This window comes from Streptomyces sp. NPDC058295, assembly GCF_042880655.1.
GTDB classification, from domain to species: domain Bacteria; phylum Actinomycetota; class Actinomycetes; order Streptomycetales; family Streptomycetaceae; genus Streptomyces; species Streptomyces coriariae.
The window spans coordinates 200,088-220,363 of the sequence record NZ_JBHVYO010000009.1 but is presented as its reverse complement, the minus strand read 5'-3'; the positions used below and the strand labels follow the sequence as shown (position 1 = coordinate 220,363).

The following is a 20,276-nucleotide window of genomic DNA, read 5'->3' as shown; positions in this document are numbered from 1 at the left end:
AGGTTCCCGTTGCCGGGTGACGACCGGTCAGTCCGTGCGGTCGCCGGCCTTGCCATAGCGCCGGAAGTCGTCGGTCTCCACGGTCCAGGGGCCGAAGGGGATCTTGTCGCCGTAGATGTAGGACTCCGTGTGGCTGTAGCGCCCGTTGCACGGCTCGGAGTGCACCTCGACCGTGCCCTTGCGCGGGTCGACGATCAGGTAGTGGGGGATGCCCATGGCGGGGTAGTCGGCGAGCTTCTCGCGGTAGTCGTTGTCCGGGTTGGACGGCGAGACGATCTCGACGGCGGCGAGTACCTGGCCGGCGTCGACGGCGATGCCCTCCTCGTCCAGGGCGTCCTCGGGGATGACGACCGCGTCGGGCAGGCGCATACGGCCGACCGAGGGGTTCTCGATCTCGGGGCCGTTCGCACAGATATAACCGGGGTGAGTGGTCAGGAGCTGCTCGTCCAGTTGCTTGCGGATGCGGCGGATCGTGCCCTCGTGCCGCTTCGACGGGCACATCATCGCCAGTATCGGACCGGCCGGGCCGATCTCGACGCTCCAAGCCCCTTCGAGGCCCTCGGCGTAGGCCCCGAGCTGTTCCGCGATGGCGCGCATCTTCGTGTAGTCCATGCCCATATGCGCATGGTACGGAGAAAGATGGCGCCCGGTCCGCGCGTCGCTGCGGGTGCACGCGGACCGGGGCCGTTCATGGTCCCCGGAGGGGAGCCCCGGCCAGGGGTGGGGCCGGGGAGGGGGTTCACCGGGAGGGTGGCCCCGGTGAAGGGGTTCAGCCGGCGGTGCTCAGTTCCTTGTTCTCCACCAGGGCGGCGGCGTGCGCGTCCATGCGCTGGGCCGCCAGGATCGCCGCCGCGGTGTCCGCGCGGGACGCGGCGACGAGGAGGGCGCGGCCCGCCAGGGCGTGCGCCCGCTCGTGCAGGACCGCGGGGCCCGGGTCCGCCGGGTCGGCGGCGAGGGTGGCGCGGACCGGAGTCCGCCCGCCCCGCAGTCGCGTCACCTGCTGCGCGAGCCGTGCGGTCGCGGTGTCCAGGTCGGCGGACGGTGCCGCCGCGCGGAGCTCGTCGGTGACGGCGAGCAGCGCCGCGAGATGCGCTGCGAGCTGGATGTCCAGCTCCTCCTCGCGGGAGCGGTGGGGGAAGTCCGAGGGCTTGCCGGCCATCGAGGTGTGGGCGGACCCACGGGAAGCGGGGGTGCGGATCGGCTCGTACATGAGGATGGCCTCCTGTGCTGTCAGGAAACCATCCTAGCTTAGATCTCGTCTAAAGTTGAGTCGTCCATAAACCGCCGCTAGGGCTGGCTGTAGCCGTCCAGGAAGCGGGCGATCCGGCCCACCGCGTCCCGCAGGTCCGTCGCCGTCGGCAGGGTGACGACCCGGAAGTGGTCCGGCTCCGGCCAGTTGAAGCCGGTGCCCTGGACGACCATGATCTTCTCCTGGCGCAGCAGGTCCAGCACCATCTGCCGGTCGTCCTTGATCTTGAAGACGGTGGGATCCAGACGCGGGAAGAGGTACAGCGCCCCCTTCGGGCGGACACAGGTCACGCCCGGGATCTGCGTCAGCAGCTCGTACGCCGTGTCCACCTGCTCCTTGAGCCGCCCGCCCGGCAGCACCAGGTCCTTGATCGTCTGGCGGCCGCTGAGCGCGGCCACGACCCCGTGCTGGCCCGGCATGTTCGCGCACAGGCGCATGTTCGCCAGGATCGTCAGACCCTCGATGTAGGAGTCGGCGTGCGCGCGCGGACCGGAGATCGCCATCCAGCCGACCCGGTAGCCGGCCACCCGGTACGCCTTCGACATGCCGTTGAAGGTGAGGGTGAGCAGGTCCGGGGCGACCTTGGCGGTCGGGGTGTGCGTGGCGCCGTCGTAGAGGATCTTGTCGTAGATCTCGTCCGAGCAGACCAGGAGGTTGTGGCGGCGCGCGATGTCCGTCAGCCCCCGGATCATCGCCTCGTCGTACACCGCGCCCGTCGGGTTGTTCGGGTTGATGATGACGATCGCCTTGGTGCGGTCGGTGATCTTGCGCTCGACGTCGGCGAGGTCGGGCATCCAGTCCGACTGCTCGTCGCACCGGTAGTGCACGGCGGTGCCGCCGGAGAGCGAGACGGCGGCGGTCCACAGCGGGTAGTCGGGGGCCGGGACCAGTACCTCGTCACCGTCGTCCAGCAGGCCCTGCATCGCCATGACGATCAGCTCGGACACGCCGTTGCCGATGAAGACGTGCTCCACGTCCGTCTCGATGCCGAGTGTCTGGTTGTGCATCACCACGGCCCTGCGTGCGGCCAGCAGACCCTTCGCGTCGCCGTAGCCGTGTGCCGTCGAGACGTTGCGGAGGATGTCCTCCAGGATCTCCGGCGGACAGTCGAACCCGAAGGCGGCCGGGTTGCCGGTGTTCAGCTTGAGGATGCGGTGACCAGCCGCTTCCAGGCGCATCGCCTCCTCGAGAACCGGGCCCCGGATCTCGTAACAGACGTTGGCGAGCTTGGTCGACTGGATCACCTGCATGTCTGGGAGCTTACGGCCCGGTAACGCTTCCGGGGGCGTGTTTCCCGCCACGTGAGACGGGTGGTTTGGGTCGTTATCGCCGGTAGCTGTCCCAGGAGTCACTCCTGTCCCTACAATCCGCGGCATGTTCAGGCCAGGTGAGAGTGGCGTGCCTCCGGTACAGCCGATCGTGTACCACCCGTACGCCGAGACCGATCCGGCCTCGTACGAGCGGTACACCGATCCGGCCGCCGCCCATGGGTGGGAGAACGCGTACGACGAGACCGCCGAGCTGCCTCGGGTCCGTCCTCCGGAGCGGGAGCCGGGGCCGGGGCCGGGGCCGGAGCCGGGCGGCCGCGCGGACCGTCGGCGTGCCGCGCACCGGACGGGCGGCCGCCCTTCGCGCCGCGTGCTGGCCGCCGCCGGGGCGGCCGGGGCGGTGGCGCTGGCCGCGGTGGTGGCGGGGATGTCCTTCTCCGGGGATCCGGCCGGGGACCAGCGGGGCAAGCAGGGGGACACGCGCTCGGCGCCGGACGGCGCGGTGAGCCCGTCGGACGGGCCGGCTTCGGCCGCGAGCGGCTCCGCCGGGGCCGTGGCGCCGGCCCCGTCCGCTTCGGTCGCTCCGGTGCCGTCCTCGGGGGGCACGGCATCCGGGACGCCCTCCGCCGGGTCGTCGGCCGACGCCTCCGTGAGCCAGGCGGCGAGTGCCGCGGCCTCCGCCTCGGCCTCCGGGTCCGCCTCCGGGTCCGCCAAGGGCAATCCCGGGAAGGGCCGGGGCCGGGACAAGGGGGGCAGGTAGACCGGGACGGCCCCCGGAGCCGAGGATCCCGCGGCCGAAAAGCGACCCTTGTTCTCTCCCCTCTGTGCACTAACAATGCGCATGACAAATCAGCGGGCGGCCGGAAGATCTCCGGTCGCCCTGTCGTAAGAGGGGACCCCCACATGAGAAAGCCTCTCGTTGCCGCGCTCTTCGCCCTGGCCATCGCCGGGGCGGGTGCGGCACCCGCGGTCGCCGCTCCGGTGAGCGCGAAGCCCGCGACGGCCTCCGCCGCCTCGGCTTCCGCGACCGCGGTCAAGGCGGACACCAAGGCCGCCGCGCCGACGCTCCAGGCCGTCAACCTCGCCGGGACCGTCGCGCTCAGCAACTGTTCCGGCTCCGTCGTCCGCTTCCCGAACTCCCTGGACACCGACCCGGCGCTGGTGCTCTCCAACGGCCACTGCCTGTCGACCGGCTTCCCGGAGCCCGGCGAGGTGCTCGTCAACCAGGCCTCCAGCCGTACCTTCGGCCTGCTCAACTCCGCCGGCACCCGGGTCGCGACCCTGCGCGCCAGCAAGCTGGCCTACGGGACGATGACCGACACGGACATCTCGATCTACCAGCTCACCAGCACGTACGCCACGATCAAGAACTCGTACGGGATCTCCGCACTGACCGTGCAGGACACCCACCCGACCGCCGGCACCGCCATCACCGTGGCGTCCGGCTACTGGAAGCGGCTCTACAGCTGCAACATCGACGGGTTCGTGTACCGCCTGAAGGAGGGTGACTGGACCTGGAAGGACTCGGTCCGTTACACCTCCGCCTGCCAGACCATCGGCGGCACCTCCGGCTCGCCGGTGATCGACCAGTCCACCGGCAAGGTCGTCGCCGTCAACAACACCGGCAACGAGGACGGCGCGCGCTGCACGGAGAACAACCCCTGTGAGGTCGACGCGAGCGGCAACGTCACCGTCCGCCAGGGCATCAACTACGCCCAGGAGACCTACATCATCCCGGCCTGCTTCACCACCGGCAACCAGCTCAACCTGAGCGCGACCGCCTGCACCCTGCCCAAGCCGTAGGGCTCGGGCCACCGGGCGCGGCGTTCCGTCTCATGGGACTGCGACGGACCGCCCGCCCCGCCAGTACGTCCGTGCGCCGGCCGTTCTCGATGACGAAGCGGCCGTCGATCAGGACGTGCGGGATGCCGGTGGGCAGGGTGCGCGGGGCTTCGTAGGTGGAGCCCGCCGCCACCGTGTCCGGGTCGAAGAGCACCAGGTCGGCGCGGTGGCCCTCGCGGACCAGGCCCCGGTCCGGCAGGCGCAGGCGGGCCGCCGGGCGGCCGGTCAGGTGGGCCACGCACTCCTCCAGGGACAGGATCCCCGACTCCCGTACGTAGTGGCCGAGGTAGCGCGGGAACGTGCCGTACGCCCGCGGATGCGGCTTGGCGCCCGTCAGGACGCCGTCCGAGCCGCCCGTGTGGACGCGGTGGCGCATGATCGTGCGGACGTTCTCCTCGTGGCCCACATGCTGGAGGATCGTGGGGGCCAGCCGGTCCTCCAGGAGCAGGCGGCGGGCCGTCGTCCAGGGCTCCTCGCCGCGCAGGAGCGCCGACGCGTGGACCGTGCGGCCCACATGGTCCGCCAGCCGCTCGTCGCCCACACCCGAGATCTCGATCGTGTCCCAGTCCACCGGCACCCCGTGGCAGCCGTCCGCGCCGGTCACCTCCAGGTCGTGGCGGATGCGGGCGGCCGTGTCGTGGTCCGCGAGGCGGCGCAGGATCTCCGGCGGGCCGCCCTCGCTCGCCCAACTGGGCAGCAGGGCCGCGAGGGTCGTGCAGCCGGGGGTGTAGGGGTAGGTGTCGAGGGTGATGTCGGCGCCCGAGGCCAGGGCCTCGTCCAGGAGGGTCAGGAGCTCCGGGGCGCGGCCCTCGTTCACACCGAAGTTCATGGTGGCGTGGGCGAGGTGCAGCGGGCAGCCCGCCTCGCGGGTCAGCTCGATCATCTCCGCGTACGCCTCGAGCGCGCCGGCCCCGTAACTGCGGTGGTGGGGGCAGTAGTAGCCGCCGTAGCCGGCCACCACCCGGCACAGTTCGGTCAGTTCGGCGCCGCGCGCGTACATGCCGGGCGTGTACGTCAGCCCGGAGGACAGGCCGACGGCGCCCTGTTCCAGCCCCTCCGCGACCAGCCGGCGCATCCGGTCCAGCTCCCGGTCGGTGGCCGGGCGGTCCTCCCAGCCGACGACCAGGGCACGGACCGTGCCCTGGGGGATGAGGTAGGCCGCGTTGACGGCGATGCCCCGGCCCTCGACGCCGTGGTCGAGGCGGTCCAGGTACTCGCCCACCGAACGCCAGTCGAAGTCGAGGTCTTCGCCGTAGCCGTTCCAGCCGGTGATGGCCCGGCGGACCCCTTCGAGGGTGCGGTCGTCGACCGGGGCGTACGACAGGCCGTCCTGGCCGAGGACTTCGAGGGTGACGCCCTGCGCGGCCTTCGCGCTGTGGTCGGGGTCGCGCAGCAGGGCGAGGTCGCTGTGGGCGTGCATGTCGATGAAGCCGGGGGAGAGGACCAGTCCCTCCGCGTCCAGTTCCCGTACCGCCTTCGGGCGCTGGCAGCCGGCGGCCGCCGCCTCCTTCACGATCGAGACGATCCTGCCGTCGTCGATCAGTACGTCCGCGCGGTAGGAGTCCGCGCCGGTGCCGTCGACGACGTCCGCGTCCCGGATGACGAGGTCTTCCACGTTCCGACTCCCTAGAAGAACGTGCGGATGTAGTCGACGACGGTGCCGTCCGCCTCGGCCAGCGGGATCAGCGGCCACTTGTCGAAGGACGTACAGGGGTGGGAGAGGCCCAGGCCGACCCAGTCGCCGACCTCGACGTCCGCCTCGGCGTCGGTGCGCAGCCAGGCGTGCTGGTCGGAGAGCGCGGTCACCGAGACACCGGTGGCGGGGCGTTCCGTGCCGTCGCGGCGGATCACCTGGGCGAAGGGCAGGTCGAGGTCGTAGGCCGCGTCCCGCTTGCCCGCGTTGACGAAGGCCTGGTCGGGGGCGGGGCGGGAGACGACCTGGGTCCACAGCCGGAACGCGGGCTCCAGCGCGCCCTCCTCGGGGACCCGGTTGAACGGGGTCAGCCTGCGGTAGTGGCCGTCGTCGTGCGAGACGTACGCGCCGGAGCGCAGCAGCTTCAGCACCGGCAGGGAGAGCCCGGGGATCTGGGCGAAGACCTCGGCGACGGTGTCGAACCAGGCGCTGCCGCCCGCGCTGACCACGATCTGTTCGGCGCCCGCGAACCGTCCCGCCTTGTCGAACTCGACGGCGAGGGCGACCAGGCGGTGCAGCCAGGCCCGCACCCGCTCCGGGTCGGCCCGCGGGACCTCGCCCTCGTAGCCCGCGACCCCGACCAGCCGCAGGGTCGGTGCGGCGGCCACCGCGTCCGCCACCGCCGCGCACTCCGTCTCCGTACGGACGCCGGTGCGGGCGCCCTCGCCCGCGGCCAGTTCGACGACGACGTCCAGGGGACGCCGGGCGCCGCGCAGGGCGGTGTCCATCAGCTCGACCCCGCGCACCGAGTCGACGTAGCAGAGGAGGTGGAAGGCGGGGTCGGCGTCGAGCTGTGCGGAGATCCAGCGCAGGGCCGCCGGGTCCACCAGTTCGTTGGCGAGGAAGACCCGCTGGACGCCGTAGGCCCGGGCCACCCGCACCTGGTGCGGGACGGCGAGGGTGATGCCCCAGGCGCCGCGGTCGATCTGGCGCTGGAAGAGCTGCGGGGCCATGGAGGTCTTGCCGTGCGGGGCGAAGGCGAGACCGTGGCGGGTCGCGTAGGTCTCCATGAGGGCGAGGTTGTGTTCGAGGCGCTCGGCGGAGAGGGCCAGCACGGGGGTCGCGAAGCCGTCGGTGAAGAGGTTGCGGCGCTGGGCGGCCAGCTCGCCGACGGTGAGGCCGTCGGCGTCCGGCGGGAGGCCCTTGAAGCGGTGGTCGACGCGTTCCCCGGCCAGTCGGGCGAGCGCCTCGAGTGCCTCGGTACTCATGGAACCTCCTGATCAGGAGCGTTGCACAAGCTGCAACGTCCATTGCGTATATCGCTTACTGCTGTCTAACATCTCGGCCAACGCGGGGTCAACGGAGCCTCCCCCAGCCTTCGGCCGGGGGACCCCCATCTCGCTTCGCTCGCCCGCACCAGCAAGGGAGCTACGACGATCGTGACCGCCACCGGACCCTGCAACGCCCCCGACGCCGTGGACGTCGTCGCGCTCGGCGAGTCCATGGTCACCTTCCTGCCCTCCCGGCCCGGCCGCCTCGCCGACGTACCCACCTTCGACCGGGGCATCGGCGGCGCCGAGTCCAACGTGGTCTGCGCGCTGGCGGCGGCCGGACACGCGGTGCGCTGGGTCAGCCGGGTGGGGGCGGACGGGTTCGGTGACCACCTCGTCGAGACCATCGGCTCCTACGGGGTCGACGTGACCTCCGTACGGCGCGATCCCGACCGCCCGACCGGCGTCTACTTCCGCACCGCGGGCGACCGGGCCACCGACGCGCACGAGGTCGCCTACTACCGGTCCGGGTCGGCGGCCTCCGCGATGTCCGTCGACACCGTCGGCCTCGACGCCGTACGGGCCGGCCGGGTGCTGCACCTCACCGGGATCACCGCGGCCCTCTCCACGGACTGTCTCGGCCTGCTGCGCGAACTGACGGCCCCCCGGCCCGGCCGGCCCCTCGTCTCCTTCGACGTCAACCACCGGCCCGGGCTGTGGACGGACGGCAACAGCCCCCGGGTCCTCCTCGAACTGGCCCGGGGCGCCGACCTGGTGTTCGTGGGCGAGGACGAGGCGGCCGAGGTGTGGGGCCTGGACGGCGTCGACGCCGTACGGACCGCGTTCCCCGACCCCGAGGTGCTCGTCGTCAAGCAAGGAGCGCTGGGGGCGACCGTCTTCGACCGGGGACGCGTCCTGCACGTCCCCGCCCCGCGGGTCGACGTCGTCGCCGCCGTCGGCGCCGGGGACGCCTTCGCCGCCGGATTCCTCTCCGCCACCCTGCGCGGGCTGCCCGCGCGCGACCGCCTCCGGCACGGGCACCTGATGGCCGCCGCCGCCCTCACCGTCCCCGGTGACCTGGCCGTGCCGCCCTCCCGCGACCACGCCGACCGGCTCGCGGCCCTCGACGACGCCGCGTGGGGGAGACTTCGACTCGGCCCCGGCTGGACACACGCCGCAGACCGGGCCGACGAGGAGGTACCCACCCCATGAGCCAGACCGTCGACCGAGCGCTGAGCATCCTGCCGCTGCTCGCCGAGGGCCCCGCCGACCTCGGGCAGGTCGCCGACCGCCTCGGCGTGCACAAATCGACGGCCCTGCGGCTGTTGCGCACCCTGCACGAGCACGGTCTCGTCTACCGCCAGTCCGACCAGCGCTACCGCCTGGGCGCCCGCCTCTTCGCCCTCGCCCAGGAGGCGATGGAGAACCTCGACATCCGCGAGATCGCGCATCCGCACCTCGCCCGTCTCAACGAGACCTGCGGGCACACCGTGCACCTCGCCGTGTACGAGGAGGGCGAGGTCCTCTACATCGACAAGGTGGAGAGCCGCTACCCGGTGCGCATGTACTCGCGGATCGGCAAGCCCGTCGCCATCACGGTCGCCGCCGTCGCCAAGCTGCTCCTCGCCGACCTGCCCGAGCCCGAACGACGGGTGATCGCCGAGAAGCTCGACTACCCCCTCTACACGGCCCGTTCGACCCCCAACGCCCCCGCTTTCCTGCGCGAGCTGGAAAAGGTGCGCGAACAGGGCTGGGCCACCGACCTCGGTGGCCACGAGGAGTCCATCAACTGTGCCGCCGCGCCGATCCGGGGCGCCGACGGCCGGGTGGTCGCCGCGATGTCGGTCTCCGCGCCGAACGTCGTCGTCACCGCCGACGAACTCCTCACCCTGCTCCCGCTGGTACGCCGCACGGCGGACGCGATCAGCGGCGAGTACTCCGGCAGAACCCCGATCAAGGAAGCCCCGAAGGAATGAGCCCGGCATGACCGAGAAGACCGCCCTCACCCCCAAGACCCACACCACCCCGCCCGCGAAGTTCTCGCACGGGGTGAAGAAGGGCAACATCCTCCAGGTCGCGGGCCAGGTCGGCTTCCTGCCCGCCGAGGAGGGCAAGCCCCCGACGCCCGCGGGCCCCACCCTGCGCGAACAGACCCTCCAGACCCTCGCCAACGTCAAGGCGATCCTTGAGGAGGGCGGCGCGAGCTGGGACGACGTGATGATGATCCGCGTCTACCTGACGGACACGGCGCACTTCGCCGAGTTCAACGAGCTCTACAACGCGTACTTCGGGGAGCAGCCCCTCACCGCCCCGCCCGCGGCCCGTACGACGGTCTACGTCGGCCTCCCGGCCGGGCTCCTGGTCGAGATCGACGCGCTCGCCGTCCTCGGCTGACCACCCTCGACCGGCCGGGTCGGCCGGGACCGACCGCCTTCGGCCGACCGGTCCCGGCCGAGTGACCACTCTCGGCCGACCGGGCCTGCCGACTGGCCGGGCCTGCTCGCTGACCGGGCCGGCGGCTGACCGGCCACCAGACCCGGCCGGCGCTTCGCAACTCCCGCACACCGCACCGCCTCACGGCACGGCATCCCCGTTCGCAGGGGACGCCGTGCCGCGATCCCCCCTGCCCGAAAGCACCGTGAACCCCAGCAGAGGACCCCCGAATGCCCCTTCCGCTCGCGGCATCCACCCCCGCCGAGACCCCACCCCACACCGGCGGACTGCTTCTCCTGATCGACGGCACGGCGGGCCTGCTGACGGTCGCCGCCCTCGGCATCGCCCTTCTCCTCTTCCTGATCATCAAGGTCAGGATCCAGCCCTTCGTGGCCCTCCTCGCGGTCTCCATAGCCGTCGGTCTGCTGGCCGGTCTGTCCGTGACCGAACTCTTCGGCACCGTGCAGCGGTCGGACGCCGTCTCCACCATCGAGTCCGGCATGGGCGGCATCCTCGGCCATGTCGCGATCATCATCGGACTGGGCACCATGCTCGGCGCGGTCCTCGAAGTCAGCGGCGGCGCCGAGGTGTTGGCGTCCCGGCTGCTCGGTGTGTTCGGCGAGCGACGAGCGCCCCTCGCGATGGGCCTGACCGGTCTGATCTTCGGCATCCCGGTCTTCTTCGACGTCGGCATCTTCGTGCTGGCCCCGATCGTCTACGCGGCCGCCAAGCGGGGCGGCAAGTCGATCCTGCTGTACTGCCTCCCGCTGCTCGCGGGTCTGTCGATGACCCACGCGTTCCTGCCCCCGCACCCCGGCCCGGTCGCGGCCGCCGGCCTGCTGCACGTCGACCTCGGCTGGGTCATCCTCATGGGGGTCGTCTGCGGCATCCCGGCGGTGCTGGCGGCCTGGGCGTACTCGGCGTGGATCGGCCGCCGCATCTTCGTCGCCGTGCCGCAGGACATGGTCGAGGCGGCGGCGGAGGCGAAGCGGGCCGTCGTCGAGGAGCAGCGGACGCAGGGCGTCGTCCCGCGCGAGGACCCGGTGCCGCTGGGCACGGTCCTCGGGATCATCGGTACGCCCCTGATCCTGATCCTCGCCGCCACCTTCTCCTCCATCGCCCTGGACCCGTCCACCGGCCGCTCGGTGATCGAGTTCTTCGGCCACCCCTTCGTGGCGCTGACCATCGCCCTGCTCCTCGCCTACTACCTGCTCGGCATCCGGCGCGGCTGGTCCCGCAAGTCGCTGGAGACGGTCTCGACGGCCTCGCTGAAGCCGGTCGGCAACATCCTGCTGGTGGTCGGAGCGGGCGGGATCTTCGGTGCCGTCTTGAAGGCGAGCGGGGTGGCCCAGGCGCTGTCGGACACCTTCAACGACGTGGGCCTGCCGGTGATCGTCCTCTCCTACCTGATCTCGGTGGTGCTGCGCGTCGCCCAGGGCTCGGCGACGGTGGCGATCGTGACGACGGCGGGCATCGTGGCGCCGCTGCTCGCCGAGGGCGACCACTCGCAGGCCTTCGTGGCCCTCGTCATCATGGCGATCTCGGCGGGCTCGATCTTCGCCTCGCACGTCAACGACGGCGGATTCTGGATGGTGGCCAAGTACTTCGGCATCAGCGAGCGCGACACCCTCAAGACGTGGACCGTGCTGGAGACGGTGCTGTCGGTGGCCGGGTTCGTGATGGCGGCCGGAATCAGCCTCTTCGTGTAGGACTCCGGTAACGAAGTCAGGGGCTGACTGTGTCCGGCACAGGATCTTCGACCATACTGCCCGCTGTGGAGCAGCGCATAGGTTCGAGCAGCCAGCCCCTGGAGGGCGCCGGGTTCGACCCGGCATTCATCCCCGGGCTCACGTCGCCCGTGACCGCGGAGCCGGAGGACAAGAGGCCGGCCGAGGACGACGGCGTCGACGCCGTCGAGCCCGAGGCGGGGAAGGGGGAGTCAGCGGCGCCGGAGCGCCCGGACGTGCCGGCGGAGCCGGACACGTCGGACCCGTCCGACACGTCCGACGGGTCCGAGGAACCGGACGACTCCGCCGAGTCCGTCGAGGGCCCCGTCTTCGAGGCCTCCGACCGCCGTGCGCGGATCGCCGCCGACGCCAAGGGCGTCCGGCTGCGCCTCGACGAGGAGTCGTGCGAGTTCCGCTGGGACGAGATCGGCGCGGTCGAGACCGAGGCACCGCGCTTCGGCAAGCGGTTCACCATCACGGTGCACACCCCTGACCGCCGCTGGTACCCGATCGAGATCGAGGCGACGGCCAGGTCCCGCTTCAAGGAGTGGGAAGAGCAGCTGGACGCGGTCCTCGACGCCTACTTCGAGGACGGGGAAGCCGAAGCGGAAGCGGGCGCCGACGACGAGGCCGTCGAGGCCGCCGCCAACGCCGCCGCCGACTCCGACGCCGAGGACACCGGGACCAAGGCCGCCGAGGCCGAGGACGACGAGGTCAAGGGCACCGGCGCCAAGGGCACCGGCGTCAAGGACGCCGGCGCCAAGGCCGCCGACTAGACGCAGTACTGGCTCTGCTTCCCGATGGACCGGTACATGCAATCCGCGTTCTCGAGAAGCTGGAGCACCGCGTCCCGGTTACGGGAGGTCTCCCGCTCGATGATCTCGTCGGGCGGGTAGAACCCCCCTCCGGAGGACGACGACGGGTACATCTCGAAGGTGTACGAGAAGATCTTCTGCGTGCCCCAGAGATAGTCGTCGATCGACCCGTCGGTGATGTACAGGTCGCTCGACTGCTCGGGGGTGTACCCGTTGCTCGCGGCCATCTTCTGCCCGACGGCCTTGAACGCGGCGTTGTCGTCCGCGGTCATCCCGGTCGCCGTGTCCGCGGTGGTGTAGCCGAACGGCCACAGCACCAGCTGGCTGTACGTGTGGAAGTCGATCCCGGCGGTGATCTGCTGCTTCCCGCCCACGATCCGGCTGCGCACGAAGTCGGCGACGACCTTCACCTCGGGCGCGGACTCGGCGGCCGTGCCGCGGTAGGTCTCGGAGGACGTGGACCCCGAAGAGCCGCCGCAGCAGCCGAACCTGTAGTTCCAGTTCCGGTTGAGGTCCGTACCGACGTACGAGCTGCCGGAGTTGGGCTGCCGGTTCTTGCGCCACGAGCGGTAGGAGCCGGTGGCGATGTCGTACTCGCCGCCGTCCGGGTTGAGGTCGGGGACGATCCAGATCTCGCGGCCGTTGACCATGCTGGTGACGCGGGAGTCGGAGCCGTAGCCGGCGCCCAGCTCGCGGATCAGGTACAGCGCCATCTCGACGGTGAGGTGTTCGCGGGCGTGCTGGTGGTGGGTGAACAGCACCTCCGGCTCGGCCTCGTCGGTGGCGACGTTGTCGCTGATCTTGACGGCCACGATGTCCCGGCCCTGGTAGGACTTGCCGATGACCCGCTTGCTCATGATGCCCGGGTAGGCGGCGATGCGCTGGTCGATCTCCGCCGTCATCTCGGCGTAGTTGTGGTACTTCGAGTCGGCGGTCGGGAAGTCGAAGAGTCTTACCTCGTCCCCGGCGACCCGGTCGGGTGCCGAGCCCAGCAGGGACACCTCGTACCCCTGCGCGCGCAGCTTCCTCACCTGGTCCGCGCGGCCGGAGACGACGACGGTCTCCTCGTCGGCCTCGTCGACGCTCACCCCGGACGCGGCGATCGCGGTGCGCATCTGGGGGGTGCTGTGGTGGACGTGGATCTCGTATTGGCGGATGTCGTCGGCGGAGGGTGCCGCCTTCGGTGCGCTGCCCGCCGCCGCGTCGGTGACCGTCGCCGAGACCGGTGCGGCGAGAGCGAGGGCGAGCAGTGCGGCGAGGACGGCGGTCCGCCTGCCGCTGCGGGCGCTTGTGGCGCCGGCGCCTGAGCCGCGAATGCGAAGTCGCATGAACTCTCCTTGTGGGGAGCCGGGTCGTGGGGGCTGTGCGCTTGCTGTGTGCGGCGGTGCGGTGCCGCTCATCGTCGGGGTATGGCATGAGCAGGTCAAGAGACGACAAAGGGCCGCTGGCCGAAATCATGCGGAATGCGACCAGCGGTCGGCCGCGCAGTTTATCCGCGCCTGTGCCGGTCGGCCGGTATCCGGGGTCGGACCGGAGTGTGAGCACATCGAGTGGAGATGCCGCACGCACCCTTGCCGGAGCGGCCTCTTTGGGTTTTCTTGACCTCCATGGCGGACACCACGGAACCCCCCACGGAAAACTCCACCCACTCCGAGGCACCATCCGGCATCGGCAACGCGTCCCCCCGCAGATCCAGTTGGAAGTACATCGGCCCCGGGATCGTCGTCGCCGCGACCGGCGTCGGCGCCGGCGACCTGGTGGCCACGCTCATCGCCGGCAGCAACTTCGGCTACACCCTGCTCTGGGCGGCGGTCGTGGGCTGCCTGGTCAAGATCTCCCTCGCCGAGGCGGCCGGCCGCTGGCACCTCTCCACCGGCCGCACCCTCTTCGACGGCTGGGCGAGCCTCGGCCGCTGGACGACGTGGTTCTTCGTCGTCTACGTGGTCGTCTGGGGCTTCGTCTACGGCGCGGCGGCGATGTCGTCGAGCGCGCTGCCGCTCCAGGCGCTGTTCCCGGACGTGATGGACCTCGAGGCCTGGGCCATCGCCTGCGGTCTGGTGGGCCTGGTGTTCGTCTGGTTCAACAAGTACGCCGTCTTCGAGAAGGTCATGACGGTCCTGGTGGGCGTCATGTTCGTGGTGACGGTGTATCTGGCGATCCGGGTCACCCCCCACCTCGGCGATGCCTTCGCGGGCCTCCTCCCGGTCCTGCCGGACGAGAAGGACTCCGTCCTCAACACCCTCGGTCTGATCGGCGGCGTCGGCGGCACCATCACCCTCGCCGCGTACGGCTACTGGGTGAACGCCAAGGGCTGGACGAACACCGGCTGGATGAAGGTGATGCGGCTCGACAACCGGGTCGCGTACGTGACGACGGGCGTCTTCGTCGTCGCCATGCTGTTCGTCGGCGCGGAGCTGCTGCACTCCGCGAACGTGGCGATCGCGAGCGGCGACAAGGGGCTCATCCAGCTGAGCGACATCCTGGAGGCGAAGTACGGCACGGCGACCGCCAAGTTCTTCCTGATCGGCTTCTTCGCCACCTCCTTCACCTCCCTGATCGGCGTCTGGCACGGCGTGAGCCTGATGTTCGCCGACTTCGTGGCCCGTTACCGCGGCCGCGGCGACGCGAGCGGGGCGGAGGTCGCCTCCGGCGAGCGGGAACACTCCTGGCCCTTCCGCGCGTATCTGCTGTGGCTGACCTTCCCGCCGATCGTGCTGCTCTTCCAGGGCGAGCCGTTCCGTCTGATCATCCTGTACGGCGTGCTGGGCGCGGCCTTCCTGCCGTTCCTGGCCGGGACGCTGCTGTGGCTGCTCAACTCCTCGCGCACGCCCGGCGAGTGGCGCAACGGACCGCTGAGCAACGCGATGCTGGCGCTGGCGGGGCTGCTGTTCCTGGTGTTGTGCGTCAAACAGGTGTGGGACCAGCCGTGGGCGGAGTTCTTCTGATGATCACCACGGCTCGAACTTGCCTAACTCCAGCTTGAGTTTCGCAATCACCTCTCCTGGGCTGCCGATACCCTAGGAGAGGTGCCGTCGCCGTGGCTGTGACCGCGCAGGACGACAAGACCGCGCTCGTGCTGATCGACCTCCAGGCCGGCACACTCGCCGCCCCCACCGTGCCGTACCCGGCGGCGGACGTGGTGGCCCGCGCCGCCGAACTCGCCGACGCCTTCCGCGCCGCGGGCGCCCCCGTCGTCCTGGTCCGCATGTCCACCTCGCCCGACGGCGCCGACGCGGTGCCCGGCCGCAGTCAGGCGGCGCGCAAGGCCGGTGGCCGCTCCCGCCCCCACGATCTCGGCCCGATCGCCGAACCGCTGACCGGCCACGATTGCGACATCCTGGTCACCGAGCGGGCCTGGGGCGCCTTCCACGCCACCGACCTCGACCTTCAGCTGCGTCGCCGGGGAGTCACCCAGATCGTCCTCGCAGGCATCGCGACCAGCCTCGGCGTCGAGTCGACCGCCCGCGCCGCCCACGAGCACGGCTACCACGTCACGTTCGCGGTCGACGCGATGACCGACATCGACGAAGATGCGCACCCCCACCGGGTGTCGTACCTGTTCCCGCTGATCGGCGAGCCGGGCACGACGCGGGAGATCCTCGACCTGCTGGCGGGCGTTCGAGCCTGAACCCGAGGGCCAGTCCATTCGCGGTCTCCGTCCATCAGTCCTCGGTGGCCGTCCACCGGGCGCTGAGCGCGATGGCCCGCAGCTGCTCGATCGTGAGAGCGGGCTTCGCACGGGTCGCGGACTGGCCCTGCTCGGCGGCGTTGAAGGCGCTGACGACCACCCGCAGACCGTCCTTGCGCAGGGTGTCCACGGTCCACATCACGACCCCCGCACCGCCCTTCTCGCCGGGCCCCTGCTTCACCGAGACACGGGTGCCGTCGGCGAGGGTCTCGTCGCCGGAGCCGTACAGCTGGTCGGCCACGTCGGACATGTTCGGCTGCACGTTGACCTGGACCAGGCTCGCGCCCTTGCCGTCGTCGACGACGAAGTAGCCGTACCCGGTCTCCTGACTGCCGTTCCTGACCGTCTCCAGGTCCTTGGGCAGCAGGAGGCTGAGCTTGCGCAGGATGAGCCAGCCGGCCATCTCCGCGGGCCGGGCGGACGAGCCCGACGGGGAGACCGGCTTCTTCTCCTCCCCGGGGATGGCGTCGGCGATCCGGCGCCACTCCGAGGCCGCGGCCAGCGTCTTCAACTGGCCTGTCGTCAGCGGCGGTTCGGGGCGGCTGACGGGCTTGCCCTTCTCCGCGGCGGCGTTCCACTCGGTGACGCTCACCCGGTGCCCGGCCGGGGTGACCAGGTCCGCGCCCCACGACCTGAGGTTCTCGCGGTGGTCGGGATACTCGTAGCCCTGGTAGACGGTGATCGCGGACCCGTCGGGCAGCAGCTCGGTCCGGCAGCTGTCGAGGCTCGACTGTTCCTCCTCCGGGCAGGGCATCACCGCGGTGGACGGATTGATCTCACCCCCGTCCGCCGGGATCCGGCCCAGGCCCACGGAGACGGATCCCTCGCCCTTGCCGTCGTCGAACACGCCCACCGCCAGCGGCGGGCGGTCCTCACCCGTGCCCCGCGCGTCCGTCCTGCTGAACTCGCCCTCGGGGAGCAGCTGCCGGAGGGTGCGGACCATGTCGTCGGGGGAGTAGACCGGCTTGGCGCTGCCGCTGCCGGACGCGGCGACCGAGGAGGGCTGGGACGCCGGCCTGCCGCCCCAGGGCACGAGCAGCGCCCCGCCCACCCCCACCAGGGCGAGACTCGCCGCTCCCCCCGCGATCGCGGTCCTGCGCCGCAGCCGCATCCGGTCGCCCCGGGCCCGCCCGGCGGCGGCGAGCGCGGCGGGGCTGTCGAAGGCGCCGCCGGCCTCCCGCAGGGCGACGGAGAGCTGCTCCTCGAAGGGGTCGGTGTACTGGTCGACGGGCATGGTGAACCACCGCTTTCGGCGAGAGGGGTCGAAGAGAGTGCGAAGTACGGGGGCGAGGGACGCGATGCGCGGTACCGGGGGCCGGGTGCCGGGCGGCTCAGGGGCGGGCGTACTCGCCGATGTCCTCGCCCAGCAGCTCCCGCAGCCGGCCCAGGGCCCGCGAGCAGCGCGTCCGCACGGCCGCCGAGCTCGCGTTCATCGCGCCTGCGGTCTCCTCGATCGAGCGGTCCTCCCAGTACCGCAGGACCACGACCGCCCGGTCCTTGGCGGGCAGCCGCCCGAGGGCCTGCATCAGGGTCAGCCGCAACGGTGTGTCGGTACCGCTGCCGTCGGCCACGTCCGGGAACGTCTCCACGGCCCGCTCGCGGCTGCTGCGCCGCCGCTGGTGGGCGAGGAAGGTGCGGGTGAGGACGGTCTGCGCGTAGCCGGCCGGGTTGTCGACCCGGGACACCCGCCCCCAGCGGACGTACAGCCTGCCGAGGGTCTCCTGGACCAGATCCTCGGCGAGGTGAGTGTCCCCGGCGGTGAGCAGACACGCCGACCGGTACAGATGCCCGGTGCGCGCCGCCGCGAACTCGGCGTACTCGTCCGCGCGGGCGGCCTGTCTCATGAATGATCCCCCTGTGCGGTTGCCGTGTTGTCCTCAACTCCCTAATGCGGTGGGGTGCGGGAAATGTTTCAGGGGAGACCGAAAGTGGCCGCACAGGATCGCGGGGGTACTTTTTCGTGGTGACAGACCAGCCGCCGTCCCCTCCGCCGCCGCCGGGCTTCGGCCCGCCCCCGCCGCCGTATGCCCCGCAGCACCCGCAGCACCCGCAGCACCCGCCGTACGCGCAGCACCCGCAGCACCACGCCCCGCAGTACGCCCCGCAGGCGGAGCCACCGCCCGGTCCGGAGTTCCTCGCGGTCGACAAGCACAACTCGGTCGTCGTGGACGCGGCGGGCGTCGCCTTCGAGATGTACGACATCACGGTCGAGTTCCCCTGGCCCGAGATCCGCAGTGTCCACTACCGGGCGAGCCCCAACGGCAAGGCCCTCATGGTCGCCGTGGTGCACATGGACGGCAGGGTCTACGAGTGCGTGGTGACGGCGAAGCCGAGGGAGCGGCTGCAGGGCTGGTTCGCCCAACTGGCCTGGGTGCTGGGCCACTACCGGCCCGCGGGGTACTAGCGCGGACGCACCGGAGGGTGTCGCTCCACGGTCGTCCCGTGGAGCGACACCCTCCGTCATCCGTCGCCTGTCACCGGCTCACCCGCCGCCCGTGACCCCGCACGGCCCGCCGTTACGGCAGTCCGTGCACATGCGGGCCCACGGCCGCCGACCACGCGTTGCCCGCCGACGCGTCCCAGTTCGTCGACCACGTCATCGCGCCCCGCAGCGCGGGATAGGTCTTCGACGGCTTGAAGGAGCCGCAGCCCGTGCCCTTGGTGAGGCAGTCCAGGGCGTTGTTGACCACCGTCGGCGACACGTATCCGCTGCCCGCGCCGCTCGTCGAGGCCGGCAGGCCCAGGCCCACCTGGGACGGGTCCAGGCCGCCCTCCAACTGGATGCAGGCCAGCGCCGTCAGGAAGTCCACCGAGCCCTGGCTGTAGACCTTGCCGTCGCAGCCCAGCATCGAACCGCTGTTGTAGTACTGCATGTTGACGACCGTGAGGATGTCCTTCACGTTCAGCGCCGTCTGGAAGTAGCCGTTCGACGTCGACTGCATGTCGATCGTCTGCGGGGCCATCGTCAGGACCAGCCCGGAGCCCGCCTTCGACGACAGCGACCGCAGCGCCTGCGACATGTACGTCGCGTTCAGACCGTTCTCCAGGTCGATGTCGACGCCGTCGAAGCCGTACGTCTGCATCAGCGTGTACACCGAGTTCGCGAAGTTCGCCGCGGACGTCGGGTCGCTCACCGACACGGTGCCGTTCTGGCCGCCCACCGAGACGATGACCTTCTTGCCGGCCGCCTGCTTCGCCTTGATGTCCGCCTTGAACTGGTCGACCGTGTAGCCGCCCAGGCCCGCGGAGTCCAGGTTGAAGGTCACGGCCCCCGGCGTCGTCGTCGCGTCCGCGAAGGCCACGGCGATGATGTCGTACTGGGAGGAGACGGCCGAGATCTTCTGGACGGTCGCGCCGTTGTTGAAGTTCTGCCAGTAGCCGGTCACGGCGTGCCTGGGCACGGTCCCGCCCCCGGTGTTGCCGCTGGTCGTCGTTCCCGTGACCCCCGTCGACTTCGCCGACTCGCCGGCCGCGTTGGTCGCCGTGACCTGGAAGCTGTACGACGTCGAGGCGGCGAGGCCGGTCACGGTCGCCGAGGTCCCGGTCACCGCCGTCACCTTCGTGCCGCCGCGGTAGACGGAGTAGCCGGTCGCGCCGGAGACCGCGTTCCACGCGAGAGACACGGACGACGAGGTCGTGCCCGACACGGTCAGCCCGGCCGGTGCGCCGGGCACCGTCGGGGCCGGGTCGCCGCCTCCGCCGCCGTCGGGGCCGTACACCGACACGTCGTCCGCGTAGTAGGCCGCCTGGCCGTACCAGCCGTGCGTGTACACGGATACGGACGTGGTCGACGCGCCGGTGGTGAAGGTCGTCGACAACTGTTTCCACGACGCCGAGTCGGGCGTCCAGGTCGACACGTCCGTCGTGCCGGTGCCGGTCACGCCCAGGTAGGTGTAGCCACCCTGAACCCATGCGCTCAGCGTGTACGTCGAGTTGGGCTTCACTGCCACCGTCTGGGCGCACCGGGCGTTGTCCTGCCCCGCCGGTGTCGCCTTCAGCGCGGCCGCGCCCGCGTGCGCCGGCGAGGAGACGGTCGTGCCGCTGCCCGCCGAACAGGTCCAGTTGGCCAGGCCGGACTCGAAGCCGGCGTTCTTCGCGTTGTTCAGGTCCGCGGCGGACGCCTGAGCCGCGCCCGTCATGGACAGGGCGAGGGCGGCGGCGAGGACGCCCGCGGCTCCCGACCCGAGTCGTGTCGTTCGTTTCGATGGGGACATGACAGTAAGTTGGTCCAGACCAATTCTGTTGTCAAGAGGTCCGGTCGTGGAGGGCCGGTGGAGGACACGCGTGCGTAACCTGCCCCGATTTGGCGGGACTTGCGCGAAGAAGAGTTGCTTGGCAGCCAGGGAAAGC

19 protein-coding genes are annotated in these 20,276 nt (G+C 71.1%); 10 read left to right on the top strand and 9 right to left on the bottom strand.

Translation table 11 applies throughout. The features are described 5' to 3' along the window. Positions 1-27 precede the first annotated feature (27 nt). The 3 genes from ACFVYS_RS12615 to ACFVYS_RS12605 form a co-directional block, all read right to left on the bottom strand. Complete coding sequence (locus ACFVYS_RS12615; RefSeq protein ID WP_389501458.1) at positions 28-612, bottom strand: Uma2 family endonuclease; 585 nt, start codon at positions 610-612, stop codon at positions 28-30. 157 nt (positions 613-769) lie between these two features. Next, a complete protein-coding gene (locus tag ACFVYS_RS12610; RefSeq protein ID WP_389501415.1) occupies positions 770-1,210 on the bottom strand; it encodes a hypothetical protein in 441 nt (146 codons plus the stop codon). Positions 1,211-1,287: 77 nt separating this feature from the next. Further along, on the bottom strand, positions 1,288-2,499 hold the full coding sequence (locus ACFVYS_RS12605) for a pyridoxal phosphate-dependent aminotransferase (protein ID WP_020128071.1): 1,212 nt from the start codon (positions 2,497-2,499) through the stop codon (positions 1,288-1,290). Positions 2,500-2,623: 124 nt separating this feature from the next. Between ACFVYS_RS12605 and ACFVYS_RS12600 the strand changes: the two genes are divergently transcribed. Together ACFVYS_RS12600 and ACFVYS_RS12595 are read left to right on the top strand one after the other, a co-directional pair. Next, entirely contained in the window at positions 2,624-3,277 is a 654-nt protein-coding gene (locus ACFVYS_RS12600) for a hypothetical protein (RefSeq protein WP_389501413.1), read from the top strand. Between the two features lie 143 nt (positions 3,278-3,420). After that, positions 3,421-4,320, top strand: coding sequence for a serine protease (locus tag ACFVYS_RS12595; RefSeq protein ID WP_389501411.1), 900 nt, complete (start codon positions 3,421-3,423; stop codon positions 4,318-4,320). On the opposite strand, the gene ACFVYS_RS12590 is transcribed toward ACFVYS_RS12595, so the two are convergent. Together ACFVYS_RS12590 and ACFVYS_RS12585 are read right to left on the bottom strand one after the other, a co-directional pair. Then, positions 4,280-5,974, bottom strand: a complete 1,695-nt coding sequence (locus ACFVYS_RS12590; protein WP_389501409.1) for an amidohydrolase family protein — start codon at positions 5,972-5,974, stop codon at positions 4,280-4,282. The genes ACFVYS_RS12595 and ACFVYS_RS12590 overlap by 41 nt on opposite strands. Before the next feature lie 11 nt (positions 5,975-5,985). Further along, positions 5,986-7,260, bottom strand: coding sequence for an amino acid deaminase (locus tag ACFVYS_RS12585; RefSeq protein ID WP_389501408.1), 1,275 nt, complete (start codon positions 7,258-7,260; stop codon positions 5,986-5,988). A 171-nt stretch (positions 7,261-7,431) separates the two neighbouring features. Here ACFVYS_RS12585 and ACFVYS_RS12580 point away from each other — a divergent pair, with 171 nt between their 5' ends. From ACFVYS_RS12580 to ACFVYS_RS12560, 5 genes are all read left to right on the top strand, one after another. After that, entirely contained in the window at positions 7,432-8,475 is a 1,044-nt protein-coding gene (locus ACFVYS_RS12580; RefSeq protein ID WP_389501406.1) for a sugar kinase, read from the top strand. Next, positions 8,472-9,239, top strand: coding sequence for an IclR family transcriptional regulator (locus ACFVYS_RS12575; RefSeq protein WP_020128061.1), 768 nt, complete (start codon positions 8,472-8,474; stop codon positions 9,237-9,239). The genes ACFVYS_RS12580 and ACFVYS_RS12575 overlap by 4 nt, the downstream gene beginning before the upstream one ends. A 7-nt stretch (positions 9,240-9,246) precedes the next feature. Next, entirely contained in the window at positions 9,247-9,657 is a 411-nt protein-coding gene (locus ACFVYS_RS12570) for a RidA family protein (protein WP_389501404.1), read from the top strand. A gap of 269 nt (positions 9,658-9,926) precedes the next feature. Continuing rightward, complete coding sequence (locus ACFVYS_RS12565) at positions 9,927-11,405, top strand: GntP family permease (protein WP_389501402.1); 1,479 nt, start codon at positions 9,927-9,929, stop codon at positions 11,403-11,405. A gap of 65 nt (positions 11,406-11,470) precedes the next feature. Then, positions 11,471-12,199, top strand: a complete 729-nt coding sequence (locus ACFVYS_RS12560) for a hypothetical protein (RefSeq protein WP_389501400.1) — start codon at positions 11,471-11,473, stop codon at positions 12,197-12,199. Here ACFVYS_RS12560 and ACFVYS_RS12555 read toward each other — a convergent pair. Beyond that, positions 12,196-13,566, bottom strand: a complete 1,371-nt coding sequence (locus ACFVYS_RS12555; protein ID WP_389501398.1) for a M14 family metallopeptidase — start codon at positions 13,564-13,566, stop codon at positions 12,196-12,198. The two genes, ACFVYS_RS12560 and ACFVYS_RS12555, sit on opposite strands and share 4 nt — an antisense overlap. 279 nt (positions 13,567-13,845) lie before the next feature. On the opposite strand from ACFVYS_RS12555, the gene ACFVYS_RS12550 reads away from it, so the two are divergent. Beyond that, complete coding sequence (locus ACFVYS_RS12550) at positions 13,846-15,183, top strand: Nramp family divalent metal transporter (RefSeq protein ID WP_389501396.1); 1,338 nt, start codon at positions 13,846-13,848, stop codon at positions 15,181-15,183. A gap of 92 nt (positions 15,184-15,275) precedes the next feature. Further along, positions 15,276-15,866, top strand: coding sequence for an isochorismatase family protein (locus ACFVYS_RS12545; RefSeq protein ID WP_389501394.1), 591 nt, complete (start codon positions 15,276-15,278; stop codon positions 15,864-15,866). 34 nt (positions 15,867-15,900) lie between these two features. Here the strand turns inward: ACFVYS_RS12545 and ACFVYS_RS12540 are convergent, their stop codons facing one another. Together ACFVYS_RS12540 and ACFVYS_RS12535 are read right to left on the bottom strand one after the other, a co-directional pair. Then, a complete protein-coding gene (locus tag ACFVYS_RS12540; protein ID WP_389501393.1) occupies positions 15,901-17,160 on the bottom strand; it encodes a hypothetical protein in 1,260 nt (419 codons plus the stop codon). A 97-nt stretch (positions 17,161-17,257) separates the two neighbouring features. Beyond that, a complete protein-coding gene (locus ACFVYS_RS12535) occupies positions 17,258-17,770 on the bottom strand; it encodes a SigE family RNA polymerase sigma factor (protein WP_389501391.1) in 513 nt (170 codons plus the stop codon). Between the two features lie 119 nt (positions 17,771-17,889). On the opposite strand from ACFVYS_RS12535, the gene ACFVYS_RS12530 reads away from it, so the two are divergent. Beyond that, positions 17,890-18,330 (top strand): hypothetical protein, encoded by a 441-nt coding sequence (locus tag ACFVYS_RS12530; RefSeq protein WP_389501389.1) that lies wholly within the window; start codon positions 17,890-17,892, stop codon positions 18,328-18,330. Between the two features lie 112 nt (positions 18,331-18,442). Here ACFVYS_RS12530 and ACFVYS_RS12525 read toward each other — a convergent pair whose 3' ends face one another. Next, complete coding sequence (locus ACFVYS_RS12525) at positions 18,443-20,140, bottom strand: chitinase (RefSeq protein WP_389501387.1); 1,698 nt, start codon at positions 20,138-20,140, stop codon at positions 18,443-18,445. Positions 20,141-20,276: the final 136 nt, after the last annotated feature.